This window comes from Amycolatopsis sp. NPDC005232, assembly GCF_040607795.1.
Taxonomy (GTDB): domain Bacteria; phylum Actinomycetota; class Actinomycetes; order Mycobacteriales; family Pseudonocardiaceae; genus Amycolatopsis.
This window is the reverse complement of record NZ_JBEXHL010000002.1, coordinates 433,001-445,930: the sequence shown is the minus strand read 5'-3', so window position 1 is coordinate 445,930 and position 12,930 is coordinate 433,001. Positions and strand designations below refer to the sequence as shown.

General features: G+C 71.1%; 11 protein-coding genes and 1 pseudogene. 4 read left to right on the top strand and 8 right to left on the bottom strand.

The features are described from left to right. The first annotated feature begins 31 nt into the window (after window positions 1-31). Both ABZU76_RS05870 and ABZU76_RS05865 read left to right on the top strand, forming a co-directional pair. Window positions 32-742: an ABC transporter ATP-binding protein gene (locus ABZU76_RS05870; RefSeq protein ID WP_354865462.1), complete on the top strand. Its 711-nt coding sequence runs from the start codon at window positions 32-34 to the stop codon at window positions 740-742. Next, on the top strand, window positions 739-3,003 hold the full coding sequence (locus tag ABZU76_RS05865) for an ABC transporter permease (RefSeq protein WP_354865460.1): 2,265 nt from the start codon (window positions 739-741) through the stop codon (window positions 3,001-3,003). Before ABZU76_RS05870 ends, ABZU76_RS05865 begins: the two co-directional genes overlap by 4 nt. A 228-nt stretch (window positions 3,004-3,231) precedes the next feature. Here ABZU76_RS05865 and trmB read toward each other — a convergent pair whose 3' ends face one another. The 8 genes and pseudogenes from trmB to ABZU76_RS05825 all read right to left on the bottom strand — a co-directional run bounded on the left by trmB (window position 3,232) and on the right by ABZU76_RS05825 (window position 10,407). After that, window positions 3,232-3,939, bottom strand: a complete 708-nt coding sequence (gene trmB, locus ABZU76_RS05860; RefSeq protein ID WP_354865458.1) for a tRNA (guanosine(46)-N7)-methyltransferase TrmB — start codon at window positions 3,937-3,939, stop codon at window positions 3,232-3,234. A gap of 21 nt (window positions 3,940-3,960) precedes the next feature. Then, complete coding sequence (locus ABZU76_RS05855) at window positions 3,961-4,455, bottom strand: hypothetical protein (protein WP_220245320.1); 495 nt, start codon at window positions 4,453-4,455, stop codon at window positions 3,961-3,963. Between the two features lie 356 nt (window positions 4,456-4,811). After that, entirely contained in the window at window positions 4,812-5,555 is a 744-nt protein-coding gene (locus ABZU76_RS05850) for a hypothetical protein (protein WP_220245319.1), read from the bottom strand. Then, window positions 5,552-6,459, bottom strand: a pseudogene (locus ABZU76_RS05845) (ATP-binding cassette domain-containing protein). Before ABZU76_RS05845 ends, ABZU76_RS05850 begins: the two are co-directional and overlap by 4 nt. Window positions 6,460-6,617: 158 nt before the next feature. Further along, entirely contained in the window at window positions 6,618-7,367 is a 750-nt protein-coding gene (locus tag ABZU76_RS05840; protein ID WP_220245317.1) for an ABC transporter permease, read from the bottom strand. Window positions 7,368-7,405: 38 nt separating this feature from the next. Beyond that, entirely contained in the window at window positions 7,406-8,347 is a 942-nt protein-coding gene (locus tag ABZU76_RS05835) for an ABC transporter ATP-binding protein (protein WP_220245316.1), read from the bottom strand. Window positions 8,348-8,551: 204 nt separating this feature from the next. Beyond that, window positions 8,552-9,208, bottom strand: a complete 657-nt coding sequence (locus ABZU76_RS05830; protein WP_354865454.1) for a response regulator transcription factor — start codon at window positions 9,206-9,208, stop codon at window positions 8,552-8,554. Then, window positions 9,205-10,407 carry a sensor histidine kinase gene (locus ABZU76_RS05825; RefSeq protein ID WP_354866001.1) on the bottom strand — a complete coding sequence of 401 codons (1,203 nt, stop codon included), beginning with the start codon at window positions 10,405-10,407 and terminating at the stop codon, window positions 9,205-9,207. The genes ABZU76_RS05830 and ABZU76_RS05825 overlap by 4 nt, the downstream gene beginning before the upstream one ends. 197 nt (window positions 10,408-10,604) lie before the next feature. Between ABZU76_RS05825 and ABZU76_RS05820 the strand changes: the two genes are divergently transcribed. After that, entirely contained in the window at window positions 10,605-12,104 is a 1,500-nt protein-coding gene (locus ABZU76_RS05820; RefSeq protein ID WP_354865999.1) for a dynamin family protein, read from the top strand. Window positions 12,105-12,136: 32 nt separating this feature from the next. Continuing rightward, window positions 12,137-12,763, top strand: a complete 627-nt coding sequence (locus tag ABZU76_RS05815) for a hypothetical protein (RefSeq protein WP_354865453.1) — start codon at window positions 12,137-12,139, stop codon at window positions 12,761-12,763. Window positions 12,764-12,930: the final 167 nt, after the last annotated feature.

Sequence of the window (12,930 nt, the reverse complement as noted above, 5' to 3'; positions counted from 1 at the left end):
AGTCGCAGACCAACGAGGGAGAAGCACCCGGATGAGCAATCCACAGTGGACTTCCGGCCCGGTGCTGTCGGGGCGGGGGCTGGTGAAGCGGTACGGCGGGCAGTACGCGCTGGCCGGTATCGACATCGACATCCAGCCCGGGGACGCGGTGGCCATCGTGGGCCCGTCCGGGTCGGGCAAGACGTCGCTGCTGCACGTGCTGGCCGGCATCCTGCGCGCCGACGGCGGCGAGATCCACCTGATGGGCCGGCGCATCGACAACCTGAACGAGAAGAAGCGCAGCGAGCTGCGGCGCACCGAGTTCGGGTTCGTCTTCCAGTCCGGGATGCTCGTGTCCGAGCTGACGGCCGAGGAGAACGTGGCGCTGCCGTCGCTGCTCGCCGGCAAGGCCCGGCGCGAGTCGATCGCCGCGGGCCGCGAGTGGCTTGCGCGCCTCGGTCTCGCCGGCAAGGAAACGCGCCGCCCGGGTGAGCTTTCCGGCGGTGAGGCCCAGCGCGTGGCTATCGCCCGGGCGCTCACGCACCGACCGAAGGTGATCTTCGCCGACGAGCCCACCGGTGCCCTCGACACGCGCACCGGCCGCGAGACCATGCAGGCGCTGCTCGGTGCCGCGCAGGAGTCCGGCGCCGCCGTGATCGTCGTGACCCACGACCGCGAGCTCGCCGAGTCGATGCCGAAGACCGTGGCCATCCGCGACGGCTTGATCGCCGGAGCGTCTCAGCACAAGAGGTTGGCGGTATGAACTCGCTCCAGCTCGCCCTGCGCGTGCTCCGCGTCGACCGGCGGACCCGCACCTCGGCGATCCTCACCGCGGTCGGCGTCGCGGTCGCGACCGGGCTCGTGCTGCTGCTCGCTTCCCTGCCCTTCGCGACGCAGGTGCGCGAACAGCGCGGCATCTGGCAGTCGTACGACAACTTCGACACCAGTGGCACGCCGGTCATGCTGGTCACCGGGTCCAAGGACTACTTCCACGGCCAGGAGATCACCCGCGTCGACGTCGCGGCCACCGGCTCCACCGCCGGGCTGAAGCTGCCGGCCGGGATTTCGAAGCTGCCCGGGCCGGGCGAGACGCTCGTGTCGCCCGCGCTGGGCCGGCTGCTGAAAAACACGCCGGCCAACCAGCTCGGCGACCGCTTCGGCAAGCCCGTCGCCGCGCTCGGCGACCAGGCGCTGAAGTACCCGGAACAGCTCGTGGCGCTCGTCGGCCACAGCCAGCAGGAGCTCAGCGCGACCGAGGCCGAACGCGCGACGGAGGCCGTCGCGCAGCCGGTGAGTGCGTTCCCTGACCAGCAGGCGAAGGCGGATCCGCTCCTGACGCTGCTGGCGTGGGTCGGCATCATCGTGCTGCTGGTGCCGAGCCTGGTGCTCGTCGCGTCGTCGGCGCGGCTCACCGCGGCCCGGCGCGAACGCAGGCTCGCCGCGATCCGCCTGGCGGGTGCGACGCCGGGGCAGGTCACGTCCATGGTTGCCGGGGAAACGATCCTGTCCGCGGGCGTCGGGGCCCTGCTCGGGCTGGCTCTCAGTCCCGCTTTGCACGGTCTGGCGACGTTCGTCCCGTGGGGCGGCGGCACCTGGCTGGCCACGGACTTCACGCTGCCGACCGCGCTCGCGGTCTTCATCGTGATCGCCATCCCGGCGCTCGTGGTCCTGGCCGGCGTGCTCGGCCTGCGGCGCGTGCTGCGCAACCCGCTCTTCGCGACCGGTGGCCACAGCGTGAAACCGCTGCGCTGGTGGCGGCTGCTCGTCCTGCCGGTGGCGGGCCTGTTCTTCCTCTACGCCGTGACCAGCGCCGGTGACGGGGGCGGGGCCACCCTGATCCTGGTCGGGTTGTTCCTGCTGGTCGCGTCGGCGATCGTGGTCGGGCCGTGGGTGACCTCGGCGGTCGGCGGCACGTTCGTGCGGGGCTGGCGGGGACCGTCGGCGCTGCTGGCCGGGCGCCGGCTGCGCGACGATCCGAAGGGCGCCTACCGCGCCACGGCGGGCATCGTGCTCGCGGTGTTCACCGGCTCGATGGCGCTCACGCTGCTGCCGTCGTTCGAGTCGCTCGCCGGTGGCGGGCGGACGTACGCCGACTCGGTGCTCTACGCCGACAGCAGTCCGGACAAGGCCGCGGCCGTCGTGGACCACGCCAACTCCGCGCTGGCCCGCTACGGCCAGCAGGAACGCGCGGTCGCCGTGGGCCAGGTGTACCTGGTGCAGGGCACGGGCGACCAGCGGTCGTACCAGCGGGCACTCGTGATGTCGTGCGCCGACGCGGCCCGGCTGACGCGGCTGGGGATCACCGCGGCCGACTGCAAGCCCGGCGTCGGGCTGTATGCGCCGTACGAGCTGAACGCCGCCGAGTACCACGTGGTCGGCGACCCGGAGCCCACCGACCCGGGTCAGCCGCTCGGCTCGGTGCCCGTCGGGACGTTCAAGATGAGCGACGACGTGAGCAGCTCCTACCTGCTCGACCCGGCGGCGGTGCCGGCCGGCGTGAAGCTCGGTGCGGCCACGGTGATCACCCCGACTACGGACGCCGACCGCGAGATCGTCCGCACCGCCCTGGTCTCGGCCGCGCCGGGCGCGGAGGTCGGCAGCCGCGACCAGCACCTCTACGACCAGCAGACGCAGCTGTCGGACCTGCGCCGGGTGACCGTGATCGGTCTCGTGGCCGCGGGCATCCTCGCCGGCTGCAGCGCGGCCGTCGCCACGGCGGGCTCGATCATGGACCGGCGCCGGACGTTCGGGGCCCTGATGGCGGCCGGGACACCGGTGAAGGTGCTGGCAAGGGCGCTGCGGATGGAGACGGCGCTGCCCGCGCTGGTCGCGACGATCGGCGCCGGCGTGGTCGGCGTCCTCGTCGGGATCGGGCTGTTCAGCACGGCGGGCGAAGACGGTGTCGTGTTCAGCCCGTGGATCTTCGCCCCGGTCGTGCTCGGCGTCGGGGTGGCGCTGCTCGGAGCCTCGATCTGCACGCCCGCCCTGCGGCGCGTGCAGGCGGAGCCGCTGGCCGACGAGTAGCGGGCGGTCCGCCCTTCGCGGGGTTGGGCGGACGCCGGGGGTGAAAAAGGGGAGAAAAAGGGCCGCTGCCGGGGATGGGAACCCGGCAGCGGCCCTTTGACGGCCGACGACCCTTACCGATCCGACCAAAAGTAGGCGGGAACGCAACCGAGGGACACCGCACCTCGCAACCGTTCCCGCCGTGACTGTGGTCGGATCGGTAAGCAACAACACAGTTACGACAATTCGTCAGCGTTTCTCGAAAATGAGGTCGTGTGACACGCGGCCTTCGACGTCGGCGCGCTGTTCGAACTTCGTCCGCGGCCGCCATTCGGGCCTCGGCGCCCAGCCGCCCGGTTCGTCCGCGTAGCGGTTGCGCAATGCGGGCTCGGCTGAACACACTTCCAGCATCTGCTCGGCGTAGTGCTCCCAGTCGGTGGCGAGGTGGAACGTGCCGCCCTGCGCGAGCCGCGACGCGACGAGAGCCACGAAATCCGGCTGCACGATCCGGCGCTTGTGGTGGCGCTTCTTCGGCCACGGATCCGGGAAGTACAGCCGCACGCCGGCGAGCGCGCCGGGCTCGACGTGCTCGGTCAGCAGCACGACCGCGTCGCCGTGCATCAGCCGCAGGTTCTCGACGCCGAGCTTCTCCGCGCGCAGCATCAGCTGGCCCAGGCCCGGGTCGTAGACCTCGGCGGCCACGTAGTTGAGCTCGGGCGCGGCGGCCGCGAGCTGCGACGTCGTCTCGCCCATGCCGGAGCCGATCTCCAGCATCACCGGCGCTTCGCGGCCGAACCACCCGGCGAAGTCGACCGGTCCGGCCGGCAGGCCGGCGACCGTGCGGCCCAGCCGCGGCCAGTGTTCGTTCCAGGCACGCTGCTGGCCGACGGTCATCCGGCCGCCGCGGTTGACAAAGCTGACCACGCTGCGCAGCCGGGGCTGGTCCTCGTTCTCCACCCGGACACGATACTGAGTCGTTTAGCGGACGGCTTCGAACTCCCCGAGCCGGGAGCGCAGTCCGGCGAGCCCGGACACGGCGATCGGGTGCGGCGTCGTGCCCGTGTGGGCCGGCAGCACGTCGATCCAGCCGGGGTGGCGATCGGTGTTCAGCACGGTCGTCGGGACGGAGTGCCCGGACTTCCCGCGCTCGGACGGCATGAACTCCCAGTAGCCCGATTCGCCGTCGGCGGCCCAGGGCACGAACTCCCAGCCGGAGCGGCGGGAAAGCAGTTGCTGGATGCGGTCTTCGATGCGGAACCCCAGCTCACGGGACTCGAGCCGGCCGCTCGCGACGGCGCGCAGCCACCACGGCGCGGGCAGCGGGCCCTGCATGCCGCTGGCCCTGCGGTAGAGGGCGAGCACGAGGTCTTCGGCCGCGCGGTGCACCCACGCCTGGCGCAGGTCGCCGGGCTTCATCGCGGGCTGCGCGAACCGTGGCAACTCGATCGCCTGCGACCATTCGAGGTCCAGCATCGGCTCGAGCCGGGGTTGGCGCGGCGCTGCGCGGTGACTTTGGGGTGCCGCTTCGCGGTCACGTCGAAGTGTCGCTTCGCCGTGATTTTGTGGTGCCACTTCGCTGTGACTTTGTGGTGCCGCTTCGCTGCGGGCTGTGGGAATGGGACTCATGAGCCCCTGACCAGCGTCCACCGTCAAGGTTCACCTCCGGGGAGCTGAGACGGACGAGCACGCTCTTGATCTCGAATATCCTGGTGACTTTGCCATTATGTCCGCTCCCTGTGAGAGAAGCCACAACGACTTAACGCGGTCTTAATCCGTTTGCCTCGTGGACACCTGTTCTGCACGTGCAGATTAACGCGAATGTGCTCTCGTCAGGCGTCGCGGCGGTTCGCGGTGAGCACGCCGGCGACGTAGAACGCGAGACAAATGCCGCCGAAATACGCGAGGTAGCCCCACGGGCCGAAAGCGGGCGTCACGTTGAGCGCCGCTTGCGTGAAATCCCCACCGGCGAACTGCCCGGCCGCGAAGAACGGCAGCCACGGGTAGACGTCGGGGCCGACGCGCGGGATCAGCAGCACCAGCCCCTCCACGAGCTGGGTCCACACGAGCACGAGCGTCAACGCGAGCGCGGTGCTCCGCAGCAGCAGCCCGACACCGACGCCGAGCAGCCCGGTGAGCGCGAACGTCACCGTCTGCCCGAGCACCAGCCGCCAGTCGCCCGCCGAGTGCAGGGCGAGATCCGCGTCCGGGCGGACCAGCGACGCGATGCCCCACGACCCCACGCCCGCGAGCAACCCGAGCACCGCGCAGACGACCACCACCACGGCACCCTTCGCGAGCAGCGCGGGCACGCGCGTCGGCACGGCCTGGAACGTCAGCCGCAGCGTGCCCCAGCTCGCGTCGGACGTCGCGGCGAGCACGGCCAGCACCAGCGCGACCGTACGGCCGATGCCGGTGGCGAGCTGGGTGTTGCCGACGCTCGCGGTGACCTCCGAGCCGGCGAGCGCGAAGAACAACGTCGTGAACGCCAGCGGTGCGAGCACCGACAGCGCGCCGCACCACCAGGGTGCGCGGGTGGAGAAGAGCTTGATCCGTTCGGCCCGCAGCACGTTCACCGGGTACCTCCGCTCGTGAACTCGGCCGTCTGGCCCGTCAGCTCCAGGTACGCCTGCTCCAGCGACCCGGCCAGCGGGCTCAGCTCGTGGAGGGTGGCACCGACCGTGAACGCGAGATCACCCACAGTGTCGCTGTCCACTTCGGACACCACGAGCGCGTCGCCCTCGTCGGTGAACGCGATCCCGTGCTCGGTCAGCGCGGTGCGCAGGGCGTCGGCCTGGGGCGTGCGCACGCGGACGCCGCGCGAGCCGGCGCGTTGGACGAAATCGGCCATGGTGCCCTGATAGGTGAGCCGGCCGCGGCCGATCACCACGAGGTCCTGCGCCGTCTGCTCCATCTCCGGCAGCAGGTGGCTCGACACGAACACGGTGCGGCCGTCGGCGGCGAGCGAGTGCATGAGCTGCCGGACCCACAGCACGCCTTCGGGGTCGAGACCGTTCACGGGTTCGTCGAACAGCAGCACCTTCGGGTCGCCCAGCAGCGCGGTCGCGATGCCGAGGCGCTGCAGCATGCCGAGGGAGAACTCGCCCGCACGCTTCTTCGCGACGGAACCGAGGCCCACGAGCTCGAGGACCTCGCCGACGCGCCGGTCGGGCAGGCCGTTGGTCGCGGCGAGCCAGCGCAGGTGCTGTCGGGCGCTGCGGCCGGGGTGGCGCCAGGTCGCGTCGAGCAGGGCGCCGACTGTCCGGAGTGGATCGCCAGCTGCCGGTAGGGCCGGCCGTCGATGTGCGCGGTGCCGGCCGTGGGTGTGTCGAGGCCCAGCAGCAGCCGCATCGTCGTGGACTTGCCGGCGCCGTTCGGGCCCAGGAAGCCGGTGACGCGACCGGCCTCGGCGGTGAAGGTGAGGTCCTCGACGGCCAGGGTTTCGCCGTAGGACTTGGTCAGCCCGTGGGTCTCCAGCACGCGCGAACACTACCGAGCCGAGCGCGTACCGAAAACGAAAAGATCCGGGTCGCCCCCCGAAGTGGCGACCCGGATCTTTCTCCTATCCCCTTTTCCCTGTTCAGCCGGTTTCGGCCCCCGCCGCCTCCGCCCGAACGTCCCTGTGGTGGGTCTTCCTGTCAGGCGTCGCGCTTCTTCGCGACGCCGATCGCGACGGCCAGCAGCACGATCGCGATACCCGCGAAGTAGGCGAGCGACCAGCCCTGCGAGAGCACCGCGTCGGACGGCGGCGGCCCCTGCACCGCCCCGCCCGCACCGCGGAGGAACTTCTCCGCGACGTTGAACGGCAGCCACTCGTGGATCTTCGGGCCGACGGTCGGGATCAGCTGCACCAGGCTTTCCACGGCCAGCACGTAGATCAGCAGCAGCGCGATCGCGCCGGCGCTGTGGCGGATCAGGATGCCGATGGCCACCGCGATCACCGCGGCGAGCGCGAAGAGCACGCCGACGCCGGCGACGTTGATCCACTCGGCCGACGTGTCGAGCGCCAGCGCGTCCGACGGGCGGATCGCGTAGCCCAGTGCCCAGGCGCCGAACGCGCCGATCTCACCGATCACGAGCGAAAGCAGCGCGACGACGGTGGCCTTGGCGATGAGCACCGAGGTGCGGCCCGGCACGGCCTGGAACGTGGTGCGGATGGTGCCGAAGCGGTACTCGGTGGTCACCGAGAGCGCCGCCAGCACCATGATCACGGCGATGCCGAACTGGTAGCCGAACTGCGTCGTCCCGACGTCGATGGTCGCCGTGCTCGGCGCCGCGCTCGCCACGAGGGCGGAGAAGCCGGCCGTGAGGACGATGGCGATGAGGGCGCACCACCACGGTGAGCGAGTGGTGAACAGCTTGATGCGTTCGACCGCGAGCAGAGTCATGGTTCTTTTCCCCGGAATCCTTGTTGTACGAGTAGTCGTCAGCGGGCGGTGGGCTGGAGGGCTTGCTGCGCCTCGGCCTCGAGCCCGGTGTGGTACTCGACGGAGTCGCCGGTGATCTGCATGAAGGCCTGCTCGAGCGAACCGGTCTGCGGGCTCAGCTCGTGGAGCACGACGTTCGCGGAAGCCGCGAGCTCGCCGATCTTGGCACTGTCCATCCCGGACACGATGAGCGCTTCGCCCGAGTCGGTCACCTGGGCGCTGGCGCGCACCAGTGCCTCGCGAAGCACGGGCAGCTGCGGCGAGCGCACCTTCACGGTGTTCTCCGCGGCACGCGCCACGAACTCCTCGGTGGACGACTGCGCGATCAGCTGACCCTTGCCGATCACCACGAGCTCGCTCGCGGTCAGCGCCATCTCCGAGAGCAGGTGGCTCGACACGAACACCGTGCGGCCGTCGTCGGCCAGGCGGTGCATGAACTTGCGGATCCAGAGGATGCCCTCGGGGTCGAGGCCGTTCACCGGCTCGTCGAACAGCAGCACCTCCGGGTCGCCCAGCAGCGCGCCCGCGATCCCCAGCCGCTGCGACATGCCGAGCGAGAACCCGCCGGCGCGCTTGCCGGCCACGCTGGTGAGACCCACGATGTCGAGCACTTCGTCCACACGCGACGCCGGGATGCGGTTGGACTTCGCCATCCACATCAGGTGCGCGCGGGCCGAGCGGTTGGGGTGCACCCACTTCGCGTCGAGCAGCGCGCCGACGGTGCGCAGCGGGTCCTTCAGGTCGTGGTACCGCTTGCCCCCGATGCGGACCTCACCGGCGGTGGGGTTGTCGAGCCCCAGGATCATGCGCATGGTCGTGGACTTGCCGGCGCCGTTCGGGCCCAGGAAGCCGGTGACCTTCCCCGTGGCCACGCTGAACGACAGGTTGTTCACCGCCAGCGTGTTCCCGTAGCGCTTGGTGAGACCTGATGCCTCGATCATCCCCTGCTCCCTCTCCTACGGCTGGTGCCGCTTACCGGCAATATCCTGACCGAGGTGGACCGGTCTTCGCGTCATCCTGTGGGTCGAACTCGTCACCCGACCTGAGTAGTACCCAACCGCCTGAACGGTGGATGTGCGATCGGTGAAACCCCTGAGACGACCCTGAACTTCAGCGTCCGAAGACCAGCACAGTGGATCAAGAACTCAGCCGAGACCGGGGCGCGCGAGGCCGGTTTCGTAAGCGAGCACCACGGCCTGCACGCGGTCGCGCAGGTCGAGTTTCGCCAGGATACGGCCCACGTGCGTCTTCACCGTGGCTTCGGAGAGGAAGAGCGTTTCGGCGATCTCGAGGTTCGACATGCCCTTCGCGATGAGCACGAGGACCTCGCGTTCGCGGTCGGTCAGCACGTCGAGCTCGCGCGCGTCGCGCAGCGGCGAGCCGCCGGCGCCGACGAAGCGGTCGAGCAGCCGCTTGGTCACCGAGGGTGACACCACGGCGTCGCCCGAAGCGACGGACCGCAGCGCCGACACGAGGTGGTCGGGCGGGGTGTCCTTGAGGAGGAAGCCCGACGCGCCGCCCTGCAGGGCCGCGTAGACGTACTCGTCGAGGTCGAAGGTGGTCATCACCAGCACGCGCGCGGTCCCGGCGGCCACGATCTGCTTCGTGGCCTCCACCCCGTCGAGCACCGGCATGCGCACGTCCATGAGCACGACGTCGGGCCGCAGCTCGTCGGCGAGCTTGATGGCCTGCGCGCCGTCGCCGGCCTCGCCCACCACGTCGATGTCGGCCTGCGCGCCCAGCACCATGCGGAAGCCGACGCGCATCAGTTCCTGGTCGTCCACGACCACCACTTTGATCACGGCGCCAACCTAACGGGCAGCACGGCCCGCACCTGCCACCCACCGGCGGGCGCGGGGCCCACCTCCAGCGTTCCGCCGTACACGTTCGCGCGCTCCCGCATCCCGATCAGTCCGTTTCCGCCCGCGACCTGCAGTCGCGGGGCCTTCTTCGAAGGCGCTCCCGCGCCCACCGTCACCTGTTCGAGCTGGCGCGCGCGGCCGGCGCCGTCGTCGCGGACGAGCACCTCGACCACGTCGCCGGTCTTGCTGTCACCCTTGCGGTGCACGTGGACCTCGGCACGCGCGCCGGTGCCGGCGTGCTTGAGCGTGTTCGTGAGCGACTCCTGCACGATGCGGTAGATGCCGAGGGAGACGCCGGCGGGCAGGTCGGTGAGGCTTTCGCCCACCTCGAGGTCCACCGCGACGCCCGCGCCGCGCATGCGTTCGGCCAGCTCGCCCAGCGCGTTGGCGTCGGGCTGCGGTACTCGTGGTTCGCCGTCGCCGTGGTCGCCGCGCAGCACCTCGAGCAGCCGGCGCAGCTCGCCGAGGGCGCCGCGGCCGGTTTCGGAGATCGTCTGCAGCGCGCGGCCGGCCAGCTCCGGGTTCGTGGGCAACGCGAGCGCCGCGCCGTCGGCCTGCACCACCATCACGCTCACGGAGTGGGCGACCACGTCATGCAGCTCGCGCGCGATGCGGCCGCGCTCCTCGGCCACGGCGATGCGAGTGGCCTGGTCGCGTTCGGTCTCCAGCAGGTGCAGGCGCGCTTCCACCTCCAGCTGGTACGCGCGCCGCGCGCCGACGAACTCGCCGAGCGTCCAGCACAGCGCGATGCCGAAGGCGGTGAACAGCGCGTTGCCCAGCCACGGCGTCGACTTGTCGGTGAACACCTCGACGCCGGTCATCAGCACGAGCGCGCCGACGTAGAGCAGGCCCTGCTTGCGGCCGATGTAGACCAGGATCGTGTACAGGCTCATCGCGAGCGCCGCGACGGACGAGACCCCGAGCGAAAGCGTCGCGTGCACGAACGCCACCGCGTACACGACGTAGGCCGAGACCAGCGGCTTCTTCCGCCGGAACACCAGCGGCGCCACCATGGCGACGTCGATCGGCAGGGCCACGAACCACGCCGGCAGATGGCTCTCGGTGCCGACGCTGCCGCCGACGAACAGCAGGAGGTCGATGAACAGCAGGACCACGGCGAGCAACGTGTCCCCCGCCATGGGGTGGGCACGCATCCAGAGGCTCAGCCGTCGCACCCGACAAGATTAGGTCCGCACTCGGGCACGCCGCGTCATCCTCGGGTAGCACTGTCGGTCGCACTCGCGGTGGTCGTGCATGGCACGATTTCCGGCGGAACGACTGACGAGAGGGGACTGGGGCCGTGACGGAGCAGGGGCGCCTCGCGGGCCCGCTGTCGATGTCGGTCGCCAACCTGTGCCACCGGCTCGCCTCGCAGGTCTCGCCGCGCACGGCCGCCGGGTTCGTCGAGGTGCAGCGCCGGCTCGCCGCGCCGCTGCAGGTGGCCGTGGCCGGGCGGATCAAGTCGGGCAAGTCCACACTGGTCAACGCGTTGATCGGCCGCCGGGTCGCGCCCACCGACGTCGGTGAGTGCACGCGCCTGGTCACGCGCTTCCAGTACGGCACGGTCGACCGCGTCGAGGTCGTGTTCACCGACGGCGCCAAGCAGGTGCTGCCCTTCGCCGCCGACGGGTCGATCCCGGCCGAGCTCGGCGTGGACATCACGAAGGTCTCGCACCTCGAGGCCTATCTGACCAACGCGGTGCTGCAGGGCATGACCGTGATCGACACCCCGGGCCTGGGCTCGCTCGACGCCGCGTCCGTCTCGCGCACCGAGCAGCTGCTCGGCGCCGCGCAGGAGGACGCCGGTTCGGACAACCTCGACGACACCTCCCGCAACGCCGTCGCCGGCGCGGAAGCCGTGCTCTACGTGGTGACGCAGGGCGTGCGGGCCGACGACCAGCAGGCGCTCGCCGCGTTCACCGCCGCCACCGCGAGCCGCGAGGCGGGCCCGGTGAACGCGATCGCCGTGCTGAACAAGGCGGACACGATCGTCGCGGAGACCGTCGAGGGCTCGGGCGGCGACATCTGGCCGGCGGCGAAGCTGCTCGCGGAAAAGCAGGCGAGCACGCTCAAGCCGCGCGTCGCCGACGTGCTGCCGGTGATCGGCCTGATCGCCGAGTCCGCCGAGTCGGGCGGCTTCACCTCGGCCGACGCCGACGCGCTGCACCAGCTCGCCGACGTCGACGACGACGTCCTCGAGACCATGCTCATCTCGGCCGACATCTTCACCAGCTGGGAGTGCGACGTGCCCGCGGGCGTCCGGCTGCGGTTGCTGGAGAAGCTCGACCTCTACGGCGTCCGCCGCGCCGTCGACGCGATCCGCGCCGAGCCCGCGATCACCGCGGGGGCGCTGCGTCGGGTGCTGCTCGACGCGTCGGGCCTCGACGCGGTGCGCCAGCGCCTGGCCATAGTCTTCGCCGCGCGAGCCGACGGGATCAAGGCCGCCGCGGCGCTCGCTTCGGTGACCGCGCTGGCCCACGCGTCGGGCGATCCCGGCGAACGCCAGCGCGTGCACGACGCGATCGAGGTCCTGCTCGCCAAGCCGGAGGCACACCAGCTGCGGCTGCTGGAGGCGTTGACGCTGGTGGCCTCCGGAGCCGTCGACATGCCGGAGGACCTCGCGGAAGAGGTGCTGCGCGTCGGCAGCAACGCCGACCTCGGCGCGCAGCTCGGCCTCCCCGGCGCCGCGCGGCCGGAACTGGCCGCTCACGCCCTCGAACGCGCGGGCTGGTGGCGCTCCTTTGCCTCGTTCGGCGCAACGCCCGCGCAGAGCCGCGTGGCGCACGTCGTGCACCGGGCCTATTTCCTGATCTGGCAACAGATCCGCATGCCCTAGGTTTGTCGCCGTTCACGCGTAGGGTGGATTTCGTGCGGCTGGAGAACACCACCTCGTGGCGGGCGTCCTGGGGGAGCGAGCAGGAGATCGACATCGCTCTGTACCTCCGGGACGTGCTCGCGTTGTCCGTCGCCGAGGGCCAGCTGCTGCCGCCGGTGGAGCCCGCGGTGCCGGTGCGCGTGCCGCCGGCCATCGACCGCGCCGCCGTGCAGGCGCAGTGGGCGGACTGGTGGACCGATCTCCTGGAGTTCGTCCGAGTCCGCGGCGAATCAGGTTCGCGGAAGCTCCGCAGCCGCTTCGGCCGGCCCGCTCCCGGCGACGGCTCGGCCATCGACCTGGCCATCCAGCACTTCACGCCCGCCGCCGCGCGCCACTTCACGGAGGCCCGCCGGCCGGCTCTGCACGCCGCGTTGGGGGCCGCGGGCTTCTACCGGCGGCAGATCGTGGCGGGCGACCGGCTGGGGCAGCTCGTTCGCGAGACCGAGGTCGACCTCGGCCGGCGTGCGCGGCCCTTTCGGCTGTCGGTCATCGAGATCTCCGTGGCGGGCCGCGTCTGGCTCCGGACGGCCGAAGACCAGATCCTCGTGTCTTCGCGCTTCGCCGAAGACGTGCCCTCGCTGGAGCAGGCGATGCGCTCGGTGATCCGCGACCTCGCCTGACGGCGCGCGCAAGCGTTTGCGCTCCCGGATTCGCGCCCGACTGGCGAAGATCTGCTCCAGACTGGTGGAATCCCGGCGGGCCGAACGGGCGGTCCGCGGGGCGAGGCGGGGGTGAGGGGTGTGGCCTGGTTTCGCAACCGCGGCACGGAACCCGCCGACGGGGAGCT

What these genes read in the sequence shown, in the direction of transcription:
- ABZU76_RS05870 (WP_354865462.1), top strand. Translation starts at nt 32, where the DNA reads ATGAGCAATCCACAGTGGACTTCCGGCCCGGTGCTGTCGGGGCGGGGG.
- ABZU76_RS05865 (WP_354865460.1), top strand. Translation starts at nt 739, where the DNA reads ATGAACTCGCTCCAGCTCGCCCTGCGCGTGCTCCGCGTCGACCGGCGG.
- ABZU76_RS05855 (WP_220245320.1), bottom strand. Translation starts at nt 4,455, where the DNA reads ATGCTGGACCTCGAATGGTCGCAGGCGATCGAGTTGCCACGGTTCGCG.
- ABZU76_RS05840 (WP_220245317.1), bottom strand. Translation starts at nt 7,367, where the DNA reads ATGACTCTGCTCGCGGTCGAACGCATCAAGCTGTTCACCACTCGCTCA.
- ABZU76_RS05835 (WP_220245316.1), bottom strand. Translation starts at nt 8,347, where the DNA reads ATGATCGAGGCATCAGGTCTCACCAAGCGCTACGGGAACACGCTGGCG.
- ABZU76_RS05825 (WP_354866001.1), bottom strand. Translation starts at nt 10,407, where the DNA reads ATGGCGGGGGACACGTTGCTCGCCGTGGTCCTGCTGTTCATCGACCTC.
- ABZU76_RS05820 (WP_354865999.1), top strand. Translation starts at nt 10,605, where the DNA reads ATGTCGGTCGCCAACCTGTGCCACCGGCTCGCCTCGCAGGTCTCGCCG.